Source organism: Achromobacter sp. 01N37, assembly GCF_056399725.1.
This window is the reverse complement of sequence record NZ_JBFTRX010000002.1, coordinates 148,340-173,719: the sequence shown is the minus strand read 5'-3', so window position 1 is coordinate 173,719 and position 25,380 is coordinate 148,340. Positions and strand designations below refer to the sequence as shown.

15 protein-coding genes are annotated in these 25,380 nt (G+C 67.3%); 3 read left to right on the top strand and 12 right to left on the bottom strand.

Annotation, left to right across the window (positions count from 1 at the left end; genetic code table 11):
* Positions 1 to 2 precede the first annotated feature (2 nt).
* Complete coding sequence (locus AC1DSJ_RS03945; RefSeq protein WP_054427848.1) at positions 3 to 797, top strand: ABC transporter ATP-binding protein; 795 nt, start codon at positions 3 to 5, stop codon at positions 795 to 797.
* Positions 798 to 808: 11 nt separating this feature from the next.
* Complete coding sequence (cynS, locus tag AC1DSJ_RS03940) at positions 809 to 1,252, top strand: cyanase (RefSeq protein WP_476760279.1); 444 nt, start codon at positions 809 to 811, stop codon at positions 1,250 to 1,252.
* Here cynS and pdxK read toward each other — a convergent pair whose 3' ends face one another.
* The 11 genes from pdxK to AC1DSJ_RS03885 form a co-directional block, all read right to left on the bottom strand.
* A complete protein-coding gene (gene pdxK / locus AC1DSJ_RS03935) occupies positions 1,253 to 2,116 on the bottom strand; it encodes a pyridoxine/pyridoxal/pyridoxamine kinase (RefSeq protein ID WP_441371782.1) in 864 nt (287 codons plus the stop codon).
* A gap of 58 nt (positions 2,117 to 2,174) precedes the next feature.
* A complete protein-coding gene (locus AC1DSJ_RS03930; RefSeq protein WP_346553288.1) occupies positions 2,175 to 2,684 on the bottom strand; it encodes an RES family NAD+ phosphorylase in 510 nt (169 codons plus the stop codon).
* Positions 2,681 to 3,118, bottom strand: coding sequence for an MbcA/ParS/Xre antitoxin family protein (locus tag AC1DSJ_RS03925; RefSeq protein WP_441371781.1), 438 nt, complete (start codon positions 3,116 to 3,118; stop codon positions 2,681 to 2,683). The genes AC1DSJ_RS03930 and AC1DSJ_RS03925 overlap by 4 nt, the downstream gene beginning before the upstream one ends.
* Before the next feature lie 136 nt (positions 3,119 to 3,254).
* Complete coding sequence (locus tag AC1DSJ_RS03920) at positions 3,255 to 4,358, bottom strand: peptidylprolyl isomerase (protein WP_441371780.1); 1,104 nt, start codon at positions 4,356 to 4,358, stop codon at positions 3,255 to 3,257.
* Between the two features lie 18 nt (positions 4,359 to 4,376).
* The gene (locus AC1DSJ_RS03915; protein ID WP_441371828.1) at positions 4,377 to 4,898 is read right to left on the bottom strand and encodes a YbjN domain-containing protein; all 522 of its coding nucleotides are present in this window, start codon (positions 4,896 to 4,898) and stop codon (positions 4,377 to 4,379) included.
* A gap of 85 nt (positions 4,899 to 4,983) precedes the next feature.
* Positions 4,984 to 5,676: a DNA repair protein gene (locus tag AC1DSJ_RS03910; protein ID WP_441371779.1), complete on the bottom strand. Its 693-nt coding sequence runs from the start codon at positions 5,674 to 5,676 to the stop codon at positions 4,984 to 4,986.
* Positions 5,677 to 5,680: 4 nt separating this feature from the next.
* On the bottom strand, positions 5,681 to 7,375 hold the full coding sequence (locus AC1DSJ_RS03905) for a putative porin (RefSeq protein ID WP_441371778.1): 1,695 nt from the start codon (positions 7,373 to 7,375) through the stop codon (positions 5,681 to 5,683).
* Between the two features lie 36 nt (positions 7,376 to 7,411).
* A complete protein-coding gene (locus tag AC1DSJ_RS03900; protein WP_054427855.1) occupies positions 7,412 to 8,125 on the bottom strand; it encodes a TonB C-terminal domain-containing protein in 714 nt (237 codons plus the stop codon).
* Between the two features lie 17 nt (positions 8,126 to 8,142).
* The gene (locus tag AC1DSJ_RS03895; RefSeq protein WP_006222018.1) at positions 8,143 to 8,562 is read right to left on the bottom strand and encodes an ExbD/TolR family protein; all 420 of its coding nucleotides are present in this window, start codon (positions 8,560 to 8,562) and stop codon (positions 8,143 to 8,145) included.
* A 9-nt stretch (positions 8,563 to 8,571) separates the two neighbouring features.
* On the bottom strand, positions 8,572 to 10,503 hold the full coding sequence (locus AC1DSJ_RS03890) for a DUF2341 domain-containing protein (RefSeq protein ID WP_441371777.1): 1,932 nt from the start codon (positions 10,501 to 10,503) through the stop codon (positions 8,572 to 8,574).
* A 39-nt stretch (positions 10,504 to 10,542) separates the two neighbouring features.
* Positions 10,543 to 12,159 carry a ShlB/FhaC/HecB family hemolysin secretion/activation protein gene (locus AC1DSJ_RS03885; protein WP_441371776.1) on the bottom strand — a complete coding sequence of 539 codons (1,617 nt, stop codon included), beginning with the start codon at positions 12,157 to 12,159 and terminating at the stop codon, positions 10,543 to 10,545.
* A gap of 169 nt (positions 12,160 to 12,328) precedes the next feature.
* Here AC1DSJ_RS03885 and AC1DSJ_RS03880 point away from each other — a divergent pair, with 169 nt between their 5' ends.
* Positions 12,329 to 12,466 carry a hypothetical protein gene (locus AC1DSJ_RS03880; RefSeq protein ID WP_441371775.1) on the top strand — a complete coding sequence of 46 codons (138 nt, stop codon included), beginning with the start codon at positions 12,329 to 12,331 and terminating at the stop codon, positions 12,464 to 12,466.
* Positions 12,467 to 12,606: 140 nt separating this feature from the next.
* Here the strand turns inward: AC1DSJ_RS03880 and AC1DSJ_RS03875 are convergent, their stop codons facing one another.
* The gene (locus tag AC1DSJ_RS03875) at positions 12,607 to 25,341 is read right to left on the bottom strand and encodes a filamentous haemagglutinin family protein (RefSeq protein ID WP_441371774.1); all 12,735 of its coding nucleotides are present in this window, start codon (positions 25,339 to 25,341) and stop codon (positions 12,607 to 12,609) included.
* Positions 25,342 to 25,380 lie beyond the last annotated feature (39 nt).

Genomic DNA, 25,380 nt, shown 5'->3' with positions numbered 1-25,380 from the left:
CCATGAGCCATGCATTTCTGCAAGTCCAGGGCCTGGGCAAACGCTACCCGGGCCGCAACGGCCAACCCCAGCCGCCGGTGTTCGAGAACATTGATTTCGACATCGAGCAAGGCCAGTTCGTCTGCGTCATCGGCCATTCGGGTTGCGGCAAGACGACCATCCTGAATGTGCTGGCCGGCATCGACGACACCAGCGAAGGCGTCGTCATCATGGACGGCCGCCAGATCTCTGGCCCGTCGCTGGAGCGCGGCGTTGTGTTCCAGGCGCATGCGCTGTTGCCGTGGCTGACCGCGCTGCAAAACGTGGAATTCGGCGTGCGTTCGCGCTGGCCCGCCTACACCCGCGAACAGGTGCGCGAACACAGCATGCGCTATCTGGACATGGTGGGCCTGGCGCATGCAGCGGCCAAGAAACCCAGCGAGTTGTCGGGCGGCATGAAGCAGCGCGTGGGCATCGCCCGCGCCTTCGCCATCCAGCCCAAGATGCTCTTGCTGGACGAACCCTTTGGCGCGCTGGACGCGCTGACGCGCGGCACCATTCAGGATGAGCTGCGCAGCATCGTTCAGCAAACCCGCCAGACCGTATTCATGATCACGCACGACGTGGACGAAGCCATTCTGCTGTCGGACCGCATCCTGCTCATGAGCGCGGGCCCCTACGCCCGCATTGCCGAGTCCGTCAGCGTAGACCTGCCGCGCGACCGGACGCGCGCCAGCCTGCACCACGAACCCCGCTACTACGAAATCCGCAACCATCTCGTCGACTTCCTGGTCGACAAGGCATCCCACAAGGAGTGAATCCCATCATGATGTCCCGCGCTGAAGTCACCGAACTGATCGTTACCCGCAAGCTGGAAAAGAAGCTCAGCTGGTCCGCCATTGCCGAGGCCGTGGGCCAGAGCAAGGAATGGACCACCGCCGCATTGCTGGGCCAGATGACCCTGACCGAGGAACAGGCGCTGGCCGCCGCCCGCGTGCTGGACCTGCCCGCCGACGCCGTGGTGCAGCTGCAAGTGGTGCCTTACAAGGGCTCGCTGCCCACCTCGGTGCCGACCGACCCGCTCATCTACCGCTTCTACGAACTGATCAACGTCTACGGCACCACCTTCAAGGCGCTGATCMAYGAAGARTTYGGCGACGGCATCATGAGCGCSATCGACTTCAAGATGGACCTGTCGCGCGAAGCCGACCCCAASGGCGACCGCGTGCAGATCGTGATGAGCGGCAAGTTCCTGCCGTACAAGACGTACTGATCAGTCTTCCACCGCCAGCTCTTCCCAAGCCAGCTCGCGCGTGCGGACAAGCGTGGCGGTGACCAAGGCCGCGGCCTCGCGCACGGCTTCGGGCAAGTCCTGCCCGGTCAGCAGCTTGGCCGTGACGCTGGCCATGAACACGTCGCCGGTGCCATGCACCGACGGCGGAATGGCGATCTCGGGGTGCGTGACCACGCTGACGTTGTCGCGCGTCACCACCGCCAGCTGCAAAGTGCCCGGCGCCGCCGCCATCGGCGCGGCGCTGGTCACGACAATCCATTGCGGCCCCAGCGCGATGAGTTCGCGGGCGGCCATCACCACCTCTTCCATCGTCGACAAGGCGCGGCCTGCCAGCAGCTCAAGTTCGAAATGGTTCGGCGTCATGCCATCGGCCAAGGGCACCAGCAGGCTGCGGTACTGCGCGACCAGCCCCTCGTTCACGTACAGGCCATCGTTGCGGTCGCCCATGACGGGATCAATGTGCACGCGCACGTCCGGCCGCGCCGCACGCAAGGCCGGCAGCCATTGCGCCAGCAAGTCCGCCTGCCCCGGCTGACCCAGATAGCCGCAGACGACCGCGCGCGCCACCTTGGTGACGCCACGCTCGTCCAGGCCCTTCAACAAGCCTTCGAACCAGTCCAGCGGCACCGCGCCGCCATGCAGCGTGGGATAGTGCGGCGTGTTGCTCAAGAGCACCGTCGGCACGGCAATGGCCCGCAGGCCGGCGCGGCGAAATACCGGCATGGCGGCGTTGTTGCCAACATAGCCATAGACGACTTGGGATTGGATGGAAACGATGTCCACCTGCGCGGTGTAGGCGGGCAACGCTGCGCCCGTCTCGGGGGCAGCGGAGATTGCGGTCATACGTCGGGCTCCTGACAGGAACGAAAGGCACGCCGGCCCACGCCGGCTGTGCCACATTCTAGTCCTGCCCGCCCCCGGCATCCGCCGCGGCCAGCCAGGCGGCGTCTTCCCGCACCGCGCGGGCGATGCCCGCCAGGTGCGGCGCATAGGGATACGCCACTGACGACACGATCTGGCATAGCGACAACTGGGGATGCGCCGCGTTCAGCAAGTACTGCACGCCCCCCGCCGCCGATGGCACACGCAGCAGCAGCGACTCGCCGCTCGCCAACCACGCGTTGCCCAGCGCGCGGGTGGCGGGCAGATCCGTTTGCCAATGCACGGGCAGATCGGCCTCGCTGACGACATCGCTGACGGCCCCGCCGGGCGCCTTCACTTCCAGCAGGAAGTAGTGGCGCGGCAAGGCGCGCGGATGCGCAACTTCGGACAACGCCAGCCGGGCGAACACGGCGGCGGCGGGATTCGCGTCCAGCACCACCACCGGCGCGCCGGCACTGTGCCAGCGGCCCGCTGGCCGCGCCCTAGGCTGCAAGTCCTGGCTATTGCTTAAGCGCCAGAGCGCAATCATGGGCCGTTTCCTTCATCAATATCGACCAGCCATTCTTCAATGACCGCGGCGTAGCGCCCGTGTTGGCACAGCAGCAACGGCACCCGGCCATGCAACCGCCGCTTCGGCGTGCATAGCCAGCGCCGCGCCTCATCGCGGCCGCCGAAGATAAGCTCGGCCAGCCACGCCACGCGAATCGCCCGATACAGCACGCGCAGGTCGGCCAAGTCCAGGCCGAGCGCGCGCACCGGGTCCCGCCCGCGACGGGATGCGGGCTGCGGCAACGCGAATGGCGACGGCATCGGCGTAGACCTCGTCAGGGGCATCGACGACGCCCCCGCCACGGTCATCGGCGACGCCCCCGGCAACGACATCGGCATCAAGGGAAACCAGCGCGCAAGTTCGTCGGGAAACGTCAGCCGTAGCGCCTGCAACAGCGCCGCCGCGTCTTGCATGCTGGCTGGCGGCTGGGCGCTGCCCAGCGCTTGCGTCAGGCGCTGGTCAAGCGCGTGGGTGATCGCGCTTGCCGCGTCATGCAGGCCACCATGAAGCCCATCATCAAGCGCGTCTTTCCCCCCATCCTGAAACCCATCACGGGGCGCGTGCGACGGACGGGGCGTTGGACGTGGGGCTGAATCCGCCTGCCGCGCTTTCTTCAAACGCGGCATTGAGGGCTGCGCCATCGATGCTGACGGTTCCGGCATTCAGCAGTCCCTCCATATAGGCCCGCGCGGCCAGTTCCTGACGTTGATTACGCAGCGCAACGCGCAGCTCGTCCTTCACCTGCTCAAACGGCGTCACACTGGCCGGCTGCGACGCCGTCAGCTTCAGGATGTGAAACCCCGCCGCCGACTGCACCGGGGCCGACACCTCGCCCGCCTTCATCTGCGCCACCACCGGCCGCATCTCGGGCGTCAGCTGCGCCAAGGGCACGTAGCCAATGTCGCCGCCTTGCGCCCGCGTGGTCTCGTCGCGCGATTGGCTTTGGGCCAACGCCGCGAAATCGGCCTTCGGCGCCTGCGCGCGTTTGGCCAGGTCTTGCGCCTGCTTGCGCGCCGCCGCCACCGCGTCCGCATCGCTTAACGCCGCGGGCAAAAATATCTGGCTGACGCGGTACTGCGCCGGCACCGTCAGCTGCGGCTTGGCGCGTTCATAGGCGGCTTGCAGATCGGCGTCCGACGGATAGGCGTCGGGTGCGCGGCTGACGGAATCCAGATAGCTCTGCACCACGATGCGCTCTTGCGCCGCTTGCACGGCGCGCTTGATCTCGGGCTTGTCCTGCCAGCCCTGCGCACGCGCCTGCTCGCTCAGCGCACGCTCGGCCAGACGCGCGCGCAGCCACTGTTCCAGACCCGCCCGGTTGTCCTGCAATTGCTGGCGCGCCTGCGGCGGCATGGTCTGCAACTGGCGCAGCAGTTCGTCGCGCTCGACGCGAACCGCGCCCAAGGTGGCGATGGGTGGCGCTTGAGGCGCGGGCGCGGCGGCGGACGACGCGACCGATGGGGCGGCGGAGGCGACGGCTTTGGCCGGAGCCGAAGCCAGCGTCGGGGCTGGGCCAGAATTTTTGGCCGGGGTCGCCTCGCTGCTTTGCGCATCGTTGCCGCGCATCAACGCCACCGCGCCCGCCAGCACGGCAATCAACAACACGGCCGCCGTCAGGCGCAGGCGGTTCGAGGAAGTCAGGGTCTTGGTCATGAAGAGTGCCTCAAGGCATCAATGCGCGGTGGCGGCTTCGGTCTCGGCGTTGGCCTCAAGCGCGGGCGCGGCTTCGGTCTCGGCGTTAGCATCAGGCGCAGGCGCGGCCTCGCCATCCTGCCCCGTTGCATTCGCGCGCAGGAACAGCAGAAACTCTTGCAGCAAGCGGTCCCAGAGTTCCGTCGTGGCGCGCAAGTACGATTCCGACACGCCGCCCGCCACAATCACGTCCAGCTCCAGCACCAGAAACACACCTTGCACCGACAGGCGGGCAAAGCGCTTTTCCACGTTCCAGCGCTCGGCAAGCCCCGCCGGCACGTCGCCTTGCACGCGCAGCGCGCAGCTCAGCGTGTAGTCCAGATAGTGGCCGTCGTGCTGGGCGGGGTTACCCATGCGGGCGGCAAAGCCCACGCCTTGGCTGGCGCTCAGCAACTGCACCGAGCCGTTCTGTTCGGACAGCGTCACGCGGTAGCCCACCGATTGCAGCAGCGCTTGCAGGCGCTCGGCGTTCACGTCAAGAATCAGGCCGGCCTCGGCCATGGCAACGTCAGCCGTTGCCACTTCGGTCGTTTCAATTTCAGTCATTTCAAATTTCCTGGATACGCAAAAATTAATCTGGAACAGACTACGGGTTGGACGTTGCAGCCGCTTGACTGCGCGGCGCCTGCGCGTCGTACAGCTTGTCGCCATAGGCTTGCGCCTGTTCCTCGAACTGCACGCGCGCCTTGCCGGCAAACGGTTGCTTCAGCGCCAGGATGTCCCCCGTGCTGATGCGTTCATAGGCGTTAAGAATTTCCTTGCCGGCCGCGTACATCTCGCGGTTCTTCGCCACGCATACCTTGACCTCTTCATCGCGCTGGGCGAGCGTGCGCGCCAACGCCACGCGCTCGGTTTCCTTCGCGCGCGACAGCGTCAGCAACTCGTCATACGCGCCCTTGAACTTGCCCAGCTGTGCATGGCTGGCCGCGGCTTGCGCCTGGGCGCTTTCCAGCATGGCCTCTTGCTGACCGGCCAGCTTTTCGGCTTGCCCACGGCTCTTGGCCAACTGCGCACGCAGCGACTCCAGCTCTTTCTGCGCGGCATCGCGTTGCGTTTCCGCCGCCGTCTTGGCGGCGTTGATCTGCGCCTGCTCGCTTTGCAATTGCTGCAGCTGCTGCGTGGTGCTGCGCAGTTGCGCACGCAGGCGCTCTTCCATGCTTTCAGCCTGCGCGGCACTCCCTATGCTCAAGCCCGCCGCGCACAAGGCCATGGCGGCGGCCAGGCGCCGGCCGCGCCCGGACGAATGGCGGGATGCATCCCCTACGATGTGCATGTTCATGGCCTTAGAACCTGGCGTTGATTTCAAACTGCATCGTGTCGATGGCCAAGGGCGCACCATAGATCTCCTTGGTGCTCATCCAGCGGAACACGCCGTACACGTTCTTCTCGAACGCGTAGCCCGCGCCGATGTAGTAGCCGCGCGCATTCGTGCCGCCCTGGTGGAACGATGAATCGTTGAACGCATCGGGCAGCGCATCCGGCTGGATGTACTTGTAGCCAACAAAGGCCAGCCAATCGCCCTTTTCCTTCAGGTCGTACGAACGGCCCAGCGTGGCTTGCAGCATCCAGGCGTTCGGGCCGCTTTCGATGTCGCCGTTATCGCCGAAGTTATTGACGATGTAGCCTTGCGAGCGGCTCGCCATCTTGCTCTTGCTGTAAGCCAGGTTGCGGATGTAGTTACCGTTCAGGCGCAGGCCCAGGCCGTCAAACACGCGCGTGTCCCAACGCAGGTTCAAGTCCAGCAAGTCGAACTTGGACGCCAGGCCCACGTATTGCGGCTGCGGCGTTTCGGCCGGGTTGAGCGGGTTGGGCGCGATGTTGCGCAACAGGAACAGCGTGTTTCCCTTCTGCATGAAGGCGGGGCGCGACCAATCGGTATCGCAGCTTTCATCACCCGCCCACGGCGAACACGCGCTGGAGCGCTTGCCCGCGATGTTGTCGAAGTGGTAGTAGGCCAGCGCGCCGCGCAGGCTGTTCTGGTTGTTGATCTTCCAGTCGGCGCCCACTTGCCCGCCCAGCAGCCACTTGTTCTCGGTGGCGCCTTCGCTCATCGACGACGAGTTCCAGCCGTTGTTCGCGTACTCCGTCGCAAACGCGCCCAGCGTGCCGAACAGCGTCACGTCACGGCCTTGCAGCGGCTGCTTGAAAATCGCGGCGATGCCGTCAAAGTTCAGGTCGTTGGAGAACAGCGTGTCGGTGGATTCGAAGGGGTTGGCGATGCGCCCGCCCGTCACCGTGGCCCACTTGGCGGGGCGATAGGTCAGGTAAGCCTGATCCAGCCAGATGTCCTTCTTGCCCATGCCGCCGCCCAGCGTTTGCGACGTGGAGACCGGGCTGTCGTCGCTGCCGGTCGCCAGCCGGATGCCGGCCGTCCAGTCGTCGGAAATCTCGGCGCGCACGCCCAGGCGGGCGCGAATGCGCAACTGATTGCGGCGGTCTTCGCGCGTGTTCAGCATGGGCGGATAGCCGCCGTTGGTGTTGGGGTTGACGTCGTACGGGCCATTGGCGTTCAGCTTGGCGAAGTCGGTGATTTCGTTGCTGTTGCCGCCGTTATAGAAACGCGATTCGTCGCGCACGCGCACGTCGCCTTCCACCGTGATGCGCGACACCCAATCGGGGAACGTGTTGGGCTGCGCCCAGTTCTCTTCCTTGGCCTGCACCATGACTTCGGCCTTGACCTCGTCACGGATCTGATCGCGTACGGTCTGCGGAATGTAGGGCACGCGCACATCGCCCGCTTGCGCGACGGCCGCGCCGCGATCTGGCGTGGCCTGGCGCGTCGTCTTGGCTTCAGCTTCGGCCTGCGCGACCAGCGCGTCGGCCTGTTCGGGCTTGAGCACGCCTTGCTGCACCAGCAGGCGGATCAGGTTGATGGTGGCGTTCTCGGACGGCGCGGGCGCGGAATGCGCCGGCAGCGCGGCGGCGCCTGCGGCGGCCAGCGCCAGCGCTGCCGCCAGCCGGTTCAGTTGGAACTTCATGCTTAGGTCACTCCAGGATCGGTTCTATTCAGGACATCAAGAGGGGCGGCGGCCGGTGAGCGAGGCGCGGATCGGCATGTTGGCCGAGGCCGGCGGGCGTTCATCCAGGCCTGGCACGGCGCGCAACGCCGCGACTACGCGGGCGTCGACATCGGCGTCACCACTGCCCCGGGTCAGTTCCACGCGCGTGATCTGGCCGGACGCCGTGAGCCAGATGTTGGCTTGCAGGCGGAAGGTCAGATTGCGGGTGCGTTCGTCTTCGCGCAGGATCTTTTGCAGCGCGTAGGCCAGGTACTGGCTGTAGGTGGCGTTGCCCGCCCGGCCGCCGCCCCCGCCCGACATGCCCTTGCCCTGCCCCGCGCCGATGTTGAACGCGTCGCTGCCGGCTTGCGCGTCGCCATCGATCTGCATGGGGTTGGCCAGGTCATCGGCGGGGCGCGGCGGCGCTTCGTCCTGCGGTTTGGGCGGTTCAGGCGTGGGCGTCGGCTCGGGCTCGGGCGTGGCCACCGGTTCTTCCTTGGGCGGCTCGGGCTCCGGCGGCTTCTCGGGTTCGGGCGGCGGCGGCGGGGGCGGCGGCAGCGGGATGATGGCCGTGACCTTGGGCGCATCGCGCCGGACACCGGACATATCGTTGGCCCAGCGCCAAAGCGCGTAGGCCGCCACGATCGCCGCCACCGCCACGGCCGCCAGCTTCAGCCAGCGGCGCGCCGGATGCGGAACGCGCGAGGAATCGGATGCGTGTTGCGGCATGACGTAGGTCCCGGCCCCTATTGCGGCTTGCCGGTAACGAGACCGACCTGCGCAAGTTCCAGGCGGCGCAACAGGTCCAGCACTTCCACGACCTTCTGGTATTGCACGGCGGCGTCGCCGCGCACAATGACCGGGAAGTCGGGGTTCAGCGCTTTCTCCGTGCGCAGCCGGTCTTCCAGCTCGGGCAAGGTGACCGGGTAGGCGTCCAGGAACACCTGGCCGGCATCGTTGACGGAAATCGCCTTGGTCTTCGGCTGCGACAAGGCCATGGTGGAACTGGCCTTAGGCAGGTTGACCTTGATGCCGGCGATTTGCGCGGTGGCGGTCAGAATGAACATGACCAGCACCACCATCAGCACGTCGACCAGCGGCGTGATGTTGATACCGTCGACGGGTGCGTCGTCATCATCGTCCTGGGAGGCGGATACGGAAGCCATGGTTGCTCCTTACGCTTCGGCGGCTGCGGGTTGGACGTCGCGGCCCACCTCGCGCGCGGCGGGGCGGCCCGCGGCCGGCGCACGCGTGGCGGGGTGATGGGCAGCTTCCTGCGCTTGCGACTCGCCGTGCACTTCGGCCAGACGCGTGACGAACTCGTCGACGAACACGCGCATGTCGGCGCTGACTTCCTTGTTGCGCGACACCAGGCGGTTGTAGCCAAACAGCGCCGGGATGGCCACGAAGAGACCCATCGCGGTGGCCAGCAAGGCCGCGGCCATGCCGGGTGCGATAGCGTTGATGTTCACGTCGCCCGCCATGGCCGTACCCAGAAACACCACCATGATGCCCAGCACCGTGCCCAGCAGGCCGATGTACGGGCCGCCGGCAATGGCGTTGGACAGCGAGCCAAGCTTGGCGCCCAGCACCTGATTTTCCTTGGTGCGCACGGCGTCCATCGATGCGCGGATGGCTTCGATGGTGGCTGCCGAGATCGACGTGGTGTCTGCACCTTGCGCACGGCGCGTGCGGATTTCATTGATGGCCACGCGGTACAGGCGCCACAGGGACGCGTGTTCCAGGCGCGTGGCCAGGCCCTTGTCATCGGCCAGCAATTCCAGGCGCTGGCCCACCGTGGCGAACGACTCGCGGAAGGCGTCATTGGCGCGCGCCAGACGCGCCACGTGGCGGCTCTTCTTGATCATGATGATCCAGGACTGCACCATCATCACCACCAGCACGCCGATGATGATCCACGCGTCCACCGGCACAGCCTTCAGCAGAAAGCCCAGCCCGCCAAAGCCGAAGCCCGACTGCTCTTCGTCAGCGCCATACGCCACCAGTCGCGACTCCGCGCCTTGCGACGTGGCGTCGGCGTAGATCAGCGCGGCGGGGCGCGCCACCTTCGACAAACGCACTTCATCGATGGCGCCCACGAACGGCGCGTACACCGGACGCGGCGCGGGTGCGGCTTCAGCGGGCGTCGTGCCGTCAGCAGCAGGCGTGGCCGCGGCCGGGGCGACAGGTACGACCGGCATCGGCACATCGCCACCCAACGCGGCGGTGGTCGCCAGCGGCGGCAGGCTCGCGGCCAGCGACGCGGTGGCGCGGCCGTTCACATACAGATGGACCTGGCTGCCATCGGCCGTCACGGCCAGATGCTGCCAGGCGGCGGGGGTCAGCGGCTGGCCGGGCTGGCTGCGCTGGCCGTTCACTTCCACAAACGGCACGCCCTGGTTGAGTCCGATCAGCAAGGCGTTACCGGCGTCGCGGCGGGCATAGACGAGCTGTTCGCCGGCCGGCTGGTCAGCGCGCACCCAGGCGCTGAACGTGAACGCGCCCGCGGCGGGAATGGCCAGCGAGGGGCTGGCGGGCAACATCAAGGGGGCTGTGCCCGTGAACTGCGCGGCGCGTCCAATCACGCCATCAACGGCAGCGCCCGTGGGCGTCTGGCCGTGGTTGCTGTAGGCCGTGGTGTCGCGCGGCGGCGCACCGGCCGCGCCATCAAAGTGATAAACCAGCGTGTAGTTGGGGTCAAACGTCAGTTGGCCATTGGCGAACGCCGGCGCCTTCTGGTTGCCGTAGTACATCCAGATGTCCTGGCGCTGGCCGTCGGCCACCTCCGGCACGTCCACCCACACCAGCGCCATGCCCAGCAAGGGGTCGAACGATTCCAGCTGGTGGTTCAGCACGGTCTGGTCGTCTGCCGCCACGAAGCGGATGTCGGCGCCCTTCTCATGGATGCCATCGAACGTGAAGTTGCCGGTATGCAGGCGAACCAGCAGCGGCGTGCGGCCGGCGGCGCCGCCCAGCGGCATGCCTTGCGCGGTGCTGTCGACGGTGATCTGTTTGCGGTACTGCCAGTCTGGCTGCCACCAGGCGTGGGCGGCGGACGGCAATACGCCGGCCAGCACGGTCAGTAGGAGCATCAATAGGCGTTGCATGGATAAGACTCCGGGGGTGAATGAGGAAACGGCGCGCGCTCAGAAGCTGGCGCGAACGCTGAAGTTCAGGCGGGGATCATGTTTGCGGGTGTTGGGGCCGTCTTTCAGCGGATAGCCCCAGTCCAACGAGCCGGACAGCCAATCCAGCACCTGCATGCGGGTGCCCAGGCCAACGCTGGCCAGCGAGTAGCTGGAATCCTGTTCGGGCAAGGGGTCGCGCAGGCGCAGGGTGGCGGCGTCGGCAAAGGCGTAGAAGCGCCATTCGTTGACGTTCGCGCCCAGCCAGCGCGCAAGCGACGGCGTGCGCCATTCGACCGAGCCCAACACACCGTCGTCGCCCGTGCGTTCGGCGGCCAGGTAACCGCGCACGCTGGTCGCGCCGCCGGCCGAGAATTGCTCGTTGGACACGAGCGCGCCAGAGGCCAGCTGGAAAGCACCGCGCAGGCCCAGCTGCCAGTCGCCAAACAGGTTTTGCGTGTGCGTGCCGTCGCCGCGCAGCAAGGCGAAGCTGGGGCTGGCTTGATAGCGTTTGTCGTCGAATTCCTTCCAGTCGCTGCCCTGGTTGAAGAACGAACCGCTGGCGCCCACGATGGACAGGCCCACGCTGCTTTGCGACGACTCGGAATAGCGGTAACCGTTGTACGCAAGCGTGAACGGCAGGTACTTGATGGGAATCTGGTCTTCGTTGGCGCCAAAGCGGGTGGACTCGTCGAACTTCTTGTAGTCCAGGCCAACAGACAGCGAATTGCTCCAGTCGCCCTGCGGGTCCATCGTGTAGATGGCCGACAGCCCGAACGAATAGCCCTTGCCCAGCACGTTGGTGCCGCCGATGGTTGCCACGTTGCTGTCGCTCTTGTAGCCCGAGAATTGCAGGCTCCAGCGCGGCGCAAGCGGCATCGAGTACGAACCCGACCACACCTTGGCGTTGTCGGTTTCCTGGGGCGCGGTGAAGAACGTCAGGCTGACGGAATGCCCCAGCTGCCACAGGTTGTCGTAGCCCAGCGACGCGGTGCTGCGCAAACGCGTGGTGTCGGCGCTGTAGTCGTTGTTCAGGCCCACGCTGGCGTGCCAGGGGCTTTTGTCTTCGACCTTCAGGTCCACGTCCATCGTGCCGGGCATGCGCCCTTCCTTCACCACCGGCACCACCTGGCGGCTGGCGCCCTTGTTCAGGTTGGTCAGCTCGGCTTGCGCGCGGTTGAAGTTGGGCACTTCGCCTTCCTTCAAGGCGGGCACTTCGTCGCGAATCGTCAGCGGCGAATAGTGCTGCGCGCCCACCACCCGCACGCGGCCGACCTTGGTCTCGGAGACTTGCAGGAACACGATGCCATCGGCCACCTGCTGCTCGGGCAGGTCCACATACACCGACTGAAAGCCGCGTTCCTGATAGATCGTCTGCAAGGCTTCGCGCGCCGATTCAATATCGGCCAGCGTGCGGTCAGGGCCCAGGTAGGGGTAGACGGCGCGCTCGATGTCGCGCGCCTCAAGCACGGTGTTGCCCCGCACGATGTACTCGTTGATGTTGACCAAACGTGCGGCGGCCTCGCCCGGCGCGCCCTGCGCCCCGGCTGCGTTGATCGCCAGGGCCAGAACAAGCGCTTGCGGCGCGCGGCGCAATATGGCGCGCAAGGCGCTGCCCCTACTGTCGAAATCATGCATAGCGATGCACTCAGTTCCTTGTGTGAAAACCGGTCAAATACCGGCTGCTACCGTGCAGCGCTTCGCGACAATCCCGTTACGGTTTTCGCCCGCAACCCTGCGTCTACAGCTTCTGCTTGTTACTAGACGTACTGGCACGCCCAAGACCACGCGTTGTAAGAAAAACTTCATGAAAAAAATCACGGCGGGAGTTCAAGGGGGCTGTCATGGCGTGGATGTCGGCTGGGATGTCGGCGTGAATGTCGGCGTGGATTTCCGCGTGGATCTCGGCGTGGATTCCCGCGTGGATTCTGGCCGCGCAAGATGACGGCGCTAGCGCTTCCTTGCGCAAATTTCCCGGCACGAATTCCTTGCCGAAAAAAAGGGCGGCCAGTGATCACTGGCCGCCTCATGACAATGCGATGACGGCCAGCAACGCGCTGGCCGCCCCTGGCATCGCCTGCCCCGTCACATCGTCAGCTTGCGCCGCTCCTCCGCGCTCAAGGCTCCGGTTTCGCTGGCGTCCAACGCCCCCGCGCCCAGCACCTGCACGGCGCTGGCGGCGTCGTACTTCGGCGCGGCGGATGCCGATCCGCCCGACGGCGTGGTGGTGATTGCACCCGCCACCGGTTCGTCGCCATACCCCAGGATCTGCACATTGATCACCGACGGCTGGTTCTGGCGCGCTTCGTTCTGCGCACGCTGCGCGGAATCCTGCGCGGCGTTCACGGCGGACGTGGCGGCGGCGCTGGCAGACGACAACGCACCCGTATTGACGGACGCCGTCACCGGCACGCCCACGCTGTCGCCCTGCGCCTGAATGTTGGCGGCGTTCACCACCTGCAAGGCCGCGATGTTCACGTTGCCCGACACGCGGATACCGGCTTCCCCCGCGTCAATCGTGCCAAGCGGCGCGTACAGGTCCACGTCGCCGGCCGGCACTTCCGGCARCGGCGCCAGCGTGGCGATGCCCGCGCCGGTGCTGGGCGCGTTGGGCGACAAGGTCACGTTGCCAACGTCGTCGTAGACACGCTTGGGCGGCGTGTACAACACCGTCGTCTTCGACCCCCGGCCCGCGTTGATATCGCCTTGGGCCGACCACGCAGTGATGCCGCCGCCAAAGGTCGTCATCACCCGGCTTTGGCCCAGCAGGATGCTGCCCTGCGCATACAGCTGGATGTTGCCCTCGCCCTGCGTGATGATGCCGGCGGTAGCGGGCGGCGCCACGCCTTCCACGCCAAACACCTGCTGCCCGCCCGGCGTCATCAGTTGGATGTCGCCGCCGAAAGTGCTGCGAATTCCGGCCGCGCCATACAGCGTCAGATCACCTTGATAGGCGCCCGGCGTGGTCTCGGGGAACAGCGCGGCAATGGCCTGGCGGCCGCGCAAATAGCTGCCGTTGCGCGGGTTGGCCTTGTCGTTGTATTCACGGCCACCGGCACGCAGCTCGGCAAAGTAAACCTGCCGCGCGAAGATGCGTTGCTGCTCGGCGGGCAGCGCCGCGAAATAGGCGCGCGCGTCGTCCGTGTTGCCGGCAAAACCGTAGCGCTGCGTCAGCCACAGCAGCAGTTCCGCTTCGTAGGTCTTGAACGCCAGGCCCTGGTCCACCAGCGGGCGGCTGGGGTCCGCCGCCATGGCCGGGTCCAGATAGCGCGCGATGAAGCCCGCGTAGTCCGGCCCCTTGGCGCCCACGCCCGCTTGCACGGCGATGGCCGCGCCCGGGCGGCGGTCACCCGGCAATACCGCGCCCAGGCTGGTGATGGACGCGCGGTCCGCCATCAGCACATGACGGCCGGCAGACACTTCCAGCACGCCCGGCCCCGCCACCTGGAACGAGCTGTACAGGATGTCGCGGCCCGCCGACACGCGCGACACATCCAACGCGTCGCGGTGCAGGAACAGGTTACCGGTGGACGTCGCCGACGCGCCGCTTGCGCCAAAGAACAGGCCGTTGGTGGATGGCACGTCGGTCGACACGCCCGGCGCGGTGCCAGATGCCACGATGTCGCGCCCCGCCATCATCCACACCGGCCCCGATGCCTCGTACCACGTCTGACCCACATTAGGCCCCTGCACAATCGCCAGCGCTTCGCCCGTGCGCAGCCCCACGATGTCGCCATCGCGGGCATAGAAGCGCGTGACGGTATTGGAACCCGCCGTGCTGGCCGTCAACGCATCGAAATAGAACAGGGGGAAGTGGGCGTCACGGCTGCCCGCGATGCCGTTCTCGCCCTGGTTGCCCAAGACGACATTCGAGTTGGCCTCCGACGCGTAGCCCGAGAAGGCCGGCCGGAGCACACTGGCCACGCTGGCCGGGTCGGCGCCCGAGCGGTTAATGGCGTAACCGCCCGCGTAGATGGAATTGCCCGCCAGCATTTCCAGCTGGCCGCGCGTGCCGGGCGCCAAGGTCAGCGAGTACGGCAGGCCCGAATCTTCGTTGTTCAGATAGGCCGCCGACAACCCCGCATAGATGCTGCCGTCAAACGCCGTGGCGCGCAGGATGGACGGGTACAGATAGCGCCCGTCCGACGGCGACGTGTTGCGCCCTGTGCGCACCGCCAGGCCTTGCGCGCTATTCGACGTCTGGCGGCTGGGCGTGAGGTTGCCGCCCGCGCTCGACAGTTCGATGGCCGTGTTCTCCGTCCACATCGAGAACCAGCTGTAGCCGCCGCCATCGCGCAAGGTGCCGTCCGTCATGCGGTACGGGGTGCTGTTCGGCAAGGCGACACGGCCGGGGTCGCTCGCGCCGCCCACCACCAGATCGCCACGCGTATCCAGACGCATGACCGAGTCGCCAGGGATCAGCACCAGCCCGCCCGTGGCGCTGGCCAGCGTGGACACATAGGGGTCGTAGCCGCGGCTGTCTTTGGCGTCTTGCTGGTTGGCTTCGTTGCCGTACCGCAAGTCCAGGCCGCCCACCGCGCCGCCGGACAACTGCGCATGGCCGCGCAAGTTGATCAGCGCGCCTTGCAGATCCAGCGCGGGTTCGCCGTAATACGGCGTGGGGCCCGAGGTGGACGACACCACCCCGCGCGCGCTCTGCGTGGGGTTCAAGCCGCCGCCCACACGGATGTCGATGTCGCCGCCACCCGTGAGCGTCATGCCGCCGTCTGCCGCCACGCGGCCGGTGCTGCCCACGGCCACGATCAGGCCCTGGCTGCGCGGGTTGCTGATGGAGCCGCGCGATTCGATGTTGCCCGCATCGCCATCCACACGCACGCTGACGTTACCGCCGCCCAGCGCGCCAAAGCCCGTGAAGCCGACCAGCAGCGGCGTGTTGTCCTTGAATGCGGACGGTGCGCGGGTATAGCTGCCGAAGTTGATCCACCATGCGGTCGGCGTGTCGCCGCCGTTGGCGCTGCCGGTTCCTTGGCGCCACAGCCAGTTGCCGATGCCGACGCTGGGATCGATCACGCGCGCATCGTAGGGGCCGCCCGTGGACTTGCCCCACACGTCGCCGCGCAAGGCGCCACCCGTGTACAGGCTAAGGTTGCCGCCCGCTTCCGGATACCACGCCTGATAGCCGGCGCCCGCCGTCACAAAGGGCTCGTACGTGGTCGAATGATCGTCGCCCAGCACGGTGGCTTCATAGCGGCCGCGCGGCAACTGGTAAGCCGGCGCCACGTTGGCCGATTGCGTACCCGCCGTGTAAACGCCATAGGCCGACATCAGGCTGATATCGCCGCCCGCCGCTAGGTTCAGGTCGCCCGTGCCGGTGCGCAAGACGCTGAAGTTCTGCGTGTGCGCGGTGACCGTGGTCGACGATTTGTTCTCGTAGCACTGGTCGGCGGATAGCTCGCAGTTTTTGAGATCTTCGTCCGCCACGGGCGAGCCTGCGGGATGCCCGAACCAGTTATCCGGCCCCCACGCGATGGCGGGTGGCGGCACGCATAGGCCTTCAATCACGTCACACAGCCACAGCAGGTCCTCCGGCACGGGTGAGTACGGGTCAAAGCCCGACAGCTCCGCCTCGGGTGCCCAGACCAGACGCGCGCCTTGTATCAGGCTGGCGTTGTAGTGCGTGTCGGCCAGCGTGAGCTTGCCGGCGTTCGGGCCGGGCAGCACACGCAACGGATCGGCGGCGTCCAAGTCCGCGCCCGCCACCAGTTGCACCGACCACGACTGGCTGCCTGCCGGCAGCATCTGCGCCACCGCCCAGTTGCGCCGCTGATCCGCCGCCGTGCCGGGGCGCAGCTCCACATAGTCCACGCCGTCGGGAAACACCAGCTTCGTTTGCGACGGAATGAAGGCGCCCTGCTTGAGCGTGATGCTGCCGGCCATCAGCAGCACATTCGGCTCATAGCCTTGCGTGGTGTGCAAATTGGGCAAGGCCACGTTCGCCGGCCACGTGAACGCCTGCATGGCAGTGCCTGCCGTCAGCACGGTGCCTGCGCCCAAACGCGTGCCAGCGGGCAAGTCCACCGCTTGCTTGAGGATGCTGCCCGCCGCGTACAGCAACTGCCCCGAAGCGTCGCGCACATCGCCCGACAACACCGTGCCTGCGGCGATCGACAGCGCTTGATTCAGCGCGGCTTCGACCGGCAGGCGTGTGCCGGCGGCCAGCGTCGTCGCCTGCAACGGCAAGGCGTAGTTCAGGGTTTTACCGCCCGGGAATTCCGTGCCATCCGCCAGCACGACGCCGCCGCGCGGCAACACCACGTCGCCGCCAAAGGCTTGCGCACCCGGCGTCAGAATCCAGCCATGCTCGTCATCGGGCGTGGCCTGCGGCGGCGCGAAGCCGTCGTTGATGCTGCCATACACATCCAGGTTGCCCTTGGCGCGCAGCGTCAGCGCACCCGCTTCGCCCGAGCCATAGGCGGACGTCATCGCCGAACGCGGGTTCAGGCTGGCGTAGCGATAGCGCGACAAATCCAGGTCGCCTTGCACGACCAGATCACCGTCGCTGGTCTTGCTGACAATCTCCACGCCCGGACGCAGATGGAACACATCGCGGTAGGTGGCGTTGTTCAGGCCGGCCAGCTTGCCGTTCAGCAGATTGCCGTTAGCCAACGCGTTGCCGATGAACGTAGCGCTGTCGCCATGCAGGGTGTCCAGGTAGGCCTGATCAATGATCTGATAGCTGCGGCCATTCGCGCGATCCGCCGCGTCGCCGGGGCGGGCATCGTCATAGCGCTGCGTGGCGACCACCGAGATGGACTTGGCGCCGTCGATGGTGACGGGGCCGCGCGCTTCGATGGCGATATCGCCGTAAGTCGCAGCCGCGCCGCCGTTGATACCCGCGGTGCCGGCCGCATCAATACGCGGCGCCAGCAAGTCCAGCGTGCCGCGCGATGCGCCGTCGTGCTGGCCCGCGCCCGTGCCGGGCGCGGCGGACGTGCCATGGCGCAAGTCGATGCGCGCGCCGCTGGCCAAGGTCAACACGCCGCGGCCGGCGTTCAGTTCCACCACCGCCCGGTTGGGCGCGTCGATGATCTTGCCGTAGCTGTCCACGCGCAGCACGGTGCCGTGCGCATCCAACACCGCGTTCGAGGCCAAGGTCAGCCCATCGCGCGCAGCCATGCGGATGCGGCCCACGCGTTCTCCGCTGGCGTCGACCAGACCCGCCACCGTCAGGCTGCCGCTGTCGATCGACAGGTTGATGTCGTTGGCGCGCAGCGTATTGCCCACCGTCAAGCTGCCTTGCTTGAACTGGAAGCTGCGCGCGCCGGTGACACCACCGTCATTCAAGCGCTGGTTCAAGGCGTCGAAATCCGTGCTGAGCGAACCCGCCGCCCCCAGATGCTGCGCGCGGATATCGATGCTGCCCGCGCGGTACGGCACGGCGGTGCCGCCCGCATCGTAGTACCCCGAACTTGCGCCCAGAATGCGGCCTTGCAGGTCCACCACCCCGGCTGACGCCGCGAGCGCGTCGGCCCGCAGGCTGCCGGCGTTGTTCTGCTGCGCCGACACATCGATCAACGCCCCGCCTTCCTGCCGGATGCTGCCCTGACTGCTTTCCAGGATGACGTCACCGCCCCAGCTGTAGCGCATCACATCGTTGAACGCGATGGCGCGCCCGGACAGGTCAATCTGCGATGCGCCCGTCAGCAAGACGCCATCGCGTCCTTGCACCGTCAGCTTGCCGCTGGGCAGCACGATCCGGCCGTCGATCTGCACATTCGCGCCAGACAGGCTGATCTCGCCCCCCAAGTCCTGCACCGCCGCCGCTTGCCCGCCCGGCATCGCCGCCAGACGCACATCGCCGCCCGCGGTGAGCCGGTTGACGGAGCTCGCCCCGCCGGTCAGCAGCGGCGTATTCAGATTCAAGTTGCCGCCGCTATAGGCGTAGCGTCCCGTCGTGCTGTCGAACGCGCCTTGCGATGCATAGACCGACAGGCTGCCGCGATGGTTGGCCGTGATGCGGTCGCTGGCGTTCAAGTTGACGTTGGCAAAGCCCAACGCCAAGCGCGCGTTGTCATCCTGGCCATCCGGCTGGGCGCCTTGCGCGTAGCCGAATTCGATGCGTTCGGCGTCGAGTCGCAGCGTGCCTTTACCCGTGCCGGCGCCGCCCGCCACCACTGCGCCGGGCGCTTGCGTGGCGCCGTTCCAGATCAGGTTTTGCGTGCGGATGCTGGCCTCGTCGCCCGCGTCGCCATAGCCATAGATGGCGGGCGTGCCAAGGGCCAGCGTGGCCAGGCTGTATTTGCCGGTGACAGGGTCGCGCGTGTCCAGCGTCACGGTGCCGTAGAAGTTCATGGCTTCGCGCGCGGTCAGCGTCAGGACTTCCAGCGCGGGCGCACCCGTGCTGGTGTCGCCGCGCAGCAGACGGCCCAGAATGTCCTGGTTCAGCGTCAGCCCGCTGGGCAAGATGCCGCGCGCCGCCGCGTCCGCCAGCGCCTCGGCCGTACCGGCGTTCACCGCGCCCACGGCCAACGCCAGGTTGCGGGTGCCGTAGCGCACCTGCTCGCCCAGATCAAAGGTGCCGTTGGTGGCCGCTGCGATCGTGCCTTCGGAATACAGACGCGTCACGCCGTCGCAAGCCGACGCCGCGCAGGTGCCGACGCGGATGGCGCCCGAGGCCAGCGCGTCGGGCGCCAGCACGTCCAGACGGCCATTCGAAACCGCCAGCAAACTGGCCTTGCCGGGCTGGAAGGCGTAGCCGCTGGACGAATCCACCGACGGCGCACCTCGGCCCAGCGTTGAAATGCCTGCACCCGCCTCAAGTTCGATCGTGCGCGACGAGATCAGCACTTCCGGCCCCGTCAGTTGCGCACCGGCCCGCAGCACGACGTTGTTGGCGGACGCCTGGAAGGTGTAGAAACGCCCGCCCTGCCCGTACTGCACCATCGGCAACGCGCCGATGATCAGCCGGCTGGCGCCCAGCGCGGTCAGCGCATCGGCTTGCACCGACGTGCCATCGAACCCCGCCGTGGGCGACTGCCCCGCCGCCAGAATTTCTACCGTCGTGCTTCCGCCATTCAGCGCCACCGCACCACCAAAACCACCCTGCGCCGCCTTGAAGTTCGACAGACCTTCGAAGCTCAGCGCCTGCCCGTCGGCGGACCCGGGGTGGATCGCCAGCCGCAAGGTGCGCGCATCGGCGGGCAGCATGGCGCGCGGCACGCCACGCGTCACGGCGTCCGCCGCCACAAAGCTGGCGTAGCTCATCTCGTTGTATTGCGACAGCGTGCGCAGCACCTTCGCCGGGGTCAGGATGACCGCGCTGGCCAGCGGGTTCGCCACGTTCGTGCCTGCCGTCGACAAGGTGCCGCTGGCCGCCCACGACTGATTGCGCATCTGCATGGGCGCCACCGCCGCGCCTGCCGACGCACCACCGTTGATTTCGACGCGGAACGCGCCGGGCAGCAGGGCATAGGTGGACGGCATCAGCGTGTAGGTGCCGGCCGGCAAGCCAGGCACGCCTGCACCCAGCGTGATCTGCTGGCCCACGCCCGGTGTGGATGCACCGGCCTCGCCACCCGACGGCGCTACGGGGGCTTGCGCGCCCGGCACAATCGCGTAGACCGGGTTGCTGGCCAGCCCCGGCAAGGTGAACCCACCATTGGGATTCATGCGGACCAGCGGCGCATAGCGCGCATCGGTTGAACCCCCACGGCCCGACACAAAGCCCGCGCCCGTCAGTTCACCGCCACCCGACAGGTCGATCACCGAGCCCGGCATCGCGTCCACGTCGCGGAAGCCCAACGTAATACCGGTGCGCAGGTTCGCCTGCCCATCCACGCCGATTGCGCCGCCCACGCCCACCAAGGACACGTCCGCACCCTTGAACTTGTACGACACGCCATCGGTCGTGCCGCCGTATGGCATGAGCAAGCCCGCGCCGCTGACGGACGTGACGCTGCCCGGCAACAAGGTCAGGCGTTGCGTGCCCATCAGTTCGCCCAGATCGCCCAGCGTGATGGCGCCCAACGGCGCACGCAGCACACCGCCCTGCTCCACCGTGGTGGCCGCCAGACGCAAGGTGCCAAACGCCGAATAGGGCGTTGCGGGCAATGCGTCCGTCGTCCCTTCGTGGCGGCCGATCCGCAAGCTGCGGTCCGGGTCAAAGCCCTGCGTGCCGTCCGGCTTGCGCGTGTAGCCCGCCAGCACTTCGGCTTCGGCGCCCGTGGCGGGATAGATCTGCGCGGCGATCAGCTCCAGATCGCCCCGGGTCCACAGACGCGAGCGCGGTTCGTTGTCGTTGTTCGCCAGAAAGCGCAGGTCGCCCGCGCTGTCCAGCGTCACCCGGTCAAAGCCGCTGCGTGCAATCGCCAACGCGCCGCCCACGCCGCGGTTGATCGAGCCCTGCGTGCCGAAGGACAAGCTGTTGCCCACATCCAGCAGGCGGCCGGCGCGCACGGTGAACGTGCCCTCGCCCACGTCCGGCGCGTCGGCGAACAACACGCGCGGGCGCAATACGCCCGTGGTAGCCGCGTACTTGCCCAAGCCGGACAAGCGCACATACGACGACGCCAGTTCAACGCGTGTCTGGGCATCAGCCTCGGGCGCCAGTGAGAATGCGCCGGCGTACAGACGCAGGCTTTGCGGCGTTGCGACACGGACGTCGCCATCGAAAGACATCAGGCCGTTGGACAACAGCCCCAGATGATCAAAGCCACCGCCGGCCAGCAGACGCGCCGAGTCCAACCGGGTTTGGCCGTAGCGCAGGCCATCGTCCGCCTCGCCCGGTTTCAGGTCCACGTTCAGACCCGCGTTCAGACCCTTGCTGCCGCCGCCCGCCGCCAGCACCAATTCGCGCGGCACCTGCACATCCATGCCTGCGGCGCCCTCCCCCGCGACGCGGTAGAGCGGCGTTTCCAGCGCAATGTCCAAGGTGCCACCCGACGCGTTCGCCCCACCCGCCCGCGCAATGAACGTGCCGTCCAGATGCAGGCCGTTGTACGAGCTAAGCGAAATCCGGCCGCCGTCGCGGTTCAGTTGCACCGGCCCCACGCCGTTGACATCCACCAGCGCACTGGCGCCCGATGCATCCAGCACCGCACCCGGCCGGACAATCACATACGCATCGGCCGACGTTGCGGTTGCGCGGTCGTGATCGATCTCGCCGCCGATCACGATGACGCCGCCCGCATCCGCCACGCCATAGCGGCGGCCCTGCGCGTCAACGCCCGTTTCCGCACGGCCCGCGACATTCAGCACGGCGTTTTCGCCAATCCAGATTGACCGGTTGTGCACCTCGCCGGCGGCCGTGTCGAATGACTCAGCCACATCCAGCGTGCCGGTGCGCAATTGGCGGATATCGATCTTGCCGCCCGCCGCCGTCAACGCGCCCGAAACCGTAATCTGCCCCGCGCCCAGCAACTGAATGGTCTGGCCTGGGTCCACGTTTACCTGCGCGCCCCGGCCGATGGTCAATTCGGCATCGGTGTCAGCGCCCGCCGGCGCCAGCGTGCGTCCGCTTTGCAGCAGCAGGCTTGCGCCGCGCCGCCGCGTGGCCGTGCCTGCCACGATGTCGTGCTGATACAGCGGCGGCAACCAGGTGTCCAGCACCGCCGACGGATCAGAGCCCGTGGGCAAGCCCGCCGCGCCCGACACCAGGCGCGAGACCGGCATCAACACATCGACGCGAGCATCCTCAGCCACCGTCAGGCCCTTGCGTCCGGTCACCTCGTAGCGCGCATAGCCCTGCTGGAAGAATGGGGCGGCAAGCGTCAGCAACTCTGCGTCAGCGGCGGCGGGTTGTGCGCCGGACTCAACTCCGGGTTGTGCGCCGGATTCAACGCCGCGTTGCGCACCGGATTGGGCATCCGTTTTTTCACCAAGGTTGCCAACCACAGCCACCTTGCCCGCCACCACCGTCAGCGTTCCCCCGCCTTCCACGCCGTAACCGCGCAGTTCGGCGCCCAGGGTCACCACGCCGCCCGAGCCGTCATTCCCGGCTACCGCATCAATCGTGGTGTTGCCGCCCTTGCCGCCCGTCACCTTGTTCTTCTTGCCCAGCAACGCGCCCGAGCTGACGTCAATCACGCTACCTGCGTCCAGCTGAATGTCTCCGCTGCTGCGCACCGAGACCGAGCCGCCGTTCAAGTACGGCATGCCGGCGGTCTGCTCGGGCGACATCGCCAGGTTCGTCCACATGCCCCGGGTGTCCAGACGGCTGCGGCTGCTCAACGTCACGTTCGGCTGTTCTGCCACGCCCGAAAAAGTGTCCACTGCCCCAGTCGCCGAGAACTGATTCAGCACATTGCCCAGACGGATGCTGCCCGCGCGCGCGGTCAGCGTGGCGTCCACCGACACCTGGTTCGCGAACAAGGTGATGTCGCCCGACGGCCCCACCGTCAGGTCCGACTTCACCGTAATGTCCTGCGCCGCAATCTTGATGGCGCCCAGCTTCGCGCGATTCAGCTGCGCCGTGTCCAGATGCAGGATGCCCGTGCGGTCCTCGGGCAAAGCCGCGTCCAGCTCCAGCCCGGCCGCAATGGCGGCCACCTGATCAGACAGCTGAACGTGCTGGATCGTCGCCTCCGACATGCCCAACGCGTATTGCAACGCCCCCGTGCTCTTGACGTAGTACGGCGTGTACGTGCCGGCAATCAGTTGCGCGCCGCGCGCCGCCGCGCGTTGTGATTGCTGATAGCCGTCCAGCCCGGCCTGCGCGGCGGCGGTCTGGCGCTCGCCCTGATAGGTCTCGCCCACCAGCTCGCCTTCCAGCACGGCGCTCTTCGTGCCGATGACCAGCCGGCCCGCATCGCGGCCCACCGTGTAGCCGGTCTCGAAGCGTTCCTTCGGCGCAATCAGCGGGTTGTAGAAATAGTGCGTCTGGCCCCAGCGCTCGTGCGTGGCCTCGTAGCCCTTGTACAAGCCCGTATACGCCAGGTCACCCGGCGCGCTCGACACCTCGTACAGCCGGCCATCCACCGCCCGCAACCACGTCTGCTGGATCTTGCCGTCCTGCACATCCAGCGTGCCGCCCGACACGTTGATCTGCGACCCCGCGCGCGTCACGACGTCGCCGCCGGTGAATTCAACGTTGCCGCCCTGCGCCATCCATTCGTTGACGGCATGGCCTTGCGTGCCTAGATACCCGCTTACTTCCAGCAGGCCGCCGGCCGTGTACCAGCGGTCGGTGGCGTAGCCGTTGGTGCCGGCCGGCACCAGGACGAGGTCGCGCGCATCCACCCAGATGTCGTTGCTGTTCAGCTTGCCGCTGTCGCGGTTGATCGGCGCATCGCGCTGCTCGTTGCCCTGCACGTTGATCTTGACGCTGTTGTTTTCCATCGCCACGGGCACGCCGACGGCGCCGGCCACGTCCAGGATGGCGCCCTCGCGCACCAAGCTGCGCTTGGCGGCCTGCACGGCGATCTGGCCGCCCGTGGCCAGCGTGATGGAACCGGATGCGAAGTCCACCGTGCCAGCGCTTGAGATTTCCACGCGCGACAGTTCGCGGCGGTCGGCGCCCGCCGCCACAATCGGGGAATTGGCAGCGGTCGTGGCCGCAGGCGCGCGCAAGCCGTCGCGCTGGCTGTCCAGCGCCAGTGCGCCGCTGCGGTCCAACAGAATGGCCGTGGTGCTGCCTTCGGCCAAGGTGATCTTGCCGTCGTCGCCCAAGGCGTTCAGGTGCACCGTGCCGCGCGTGTCGACAGACGTGCTGGACAGCACCACGCCGCCTTGCACCACATCGCCGCCCGTCAACGTTACGTCGCCCATTGCGGCCTGCATCAGACCCGTGTTCACCACGCGGCCAGGCGTGCCGCCGGGGGTGACTTCGTTGCCCTTGGTCGTGGACGCAAGATTGCCCGACGTGCCTTGGCCGCGCTTGATCACAAAGCTGTCGCCCGCGGCCATCAGCGTCTGGCCGGACGGGGTGTTGATGGCGCCCGCGTTCGCGGCTTCCTTGCCCAGCAGCAGCACATACCCGCCGCCCGCGGTCGACGAGGCCGGGGCCGCCGTCTGGATCAACGCGCCCGCTTGCACATCGATGTTGCCGCGCGCATCCAGGAAGGTGGGCTGCGTGCCGTTGTCGGCGTACAGGCCCTTCTCGCGAAACTGCGCGTCGGTAATCGTGGCGGCTGCGGCCACCAGGTTGCGCGCGTTCACCTGGCTGGTGCCGGTGAAGATCACGCCGTTCTGGTTCACCACCATCACGGTGCCATCAGCCTTGATCGCGCCCTGAATCTGGCTCGGCTTGGCCGCCGCGCCCACCACCCGGTTCAGCACCGCATCGTCAGTGCCCTGCTTGAATTGCAGCGTTGTGTTGCGGCCGACGTTAAAGGTGTCCCAGTTCAGAATCGCGCGCGACTGCGTCTGTTCAATGGTGACGATCTGGCGTCCGTTTTCCACGCTGGGGGTCGCGGCCTTCGCGCCTTCCCATTTGGCCAGCTCGCCCTTGGCCACCGACAAGCCGCCTTCGACAAGACCATCGGGGGCGTCGCCGCCATTGTTGGCGGCGGCGGCTGCACGTGCCGCCGCCTGCGCCGCCTGCTGCGCCGCGACGGCCGCCGCCGTGCGGTTCAGGTTGTCTAGCGAGCGCTGCAATTGCTGACGCGACTGCGCCTGCTGGCGTGCGCTGTTGCCAATGCCGGCCAGGCTGCCATCAGGCATGCGGCCCGTGCGCTGCGCGGTGGATTGCACCGCATTCTTGTCGGAGAACCAGCCCGGGCTGAAGGCGCGCTGCTGCGCCTGCGCGGCCCCGCTGGCGCTGCCCGCAATCAGCAGTGCGGTCACAGCCTGGGATAGCGGCGTCGGACGCCAGTTCGGGCGCGCCCGCGCCGGTGCGGTCCCCGTGTTTCGCTTGCTGCCCATTCCCGACATCCGTGCCTGCATGATCGCCATCCCTTGTTC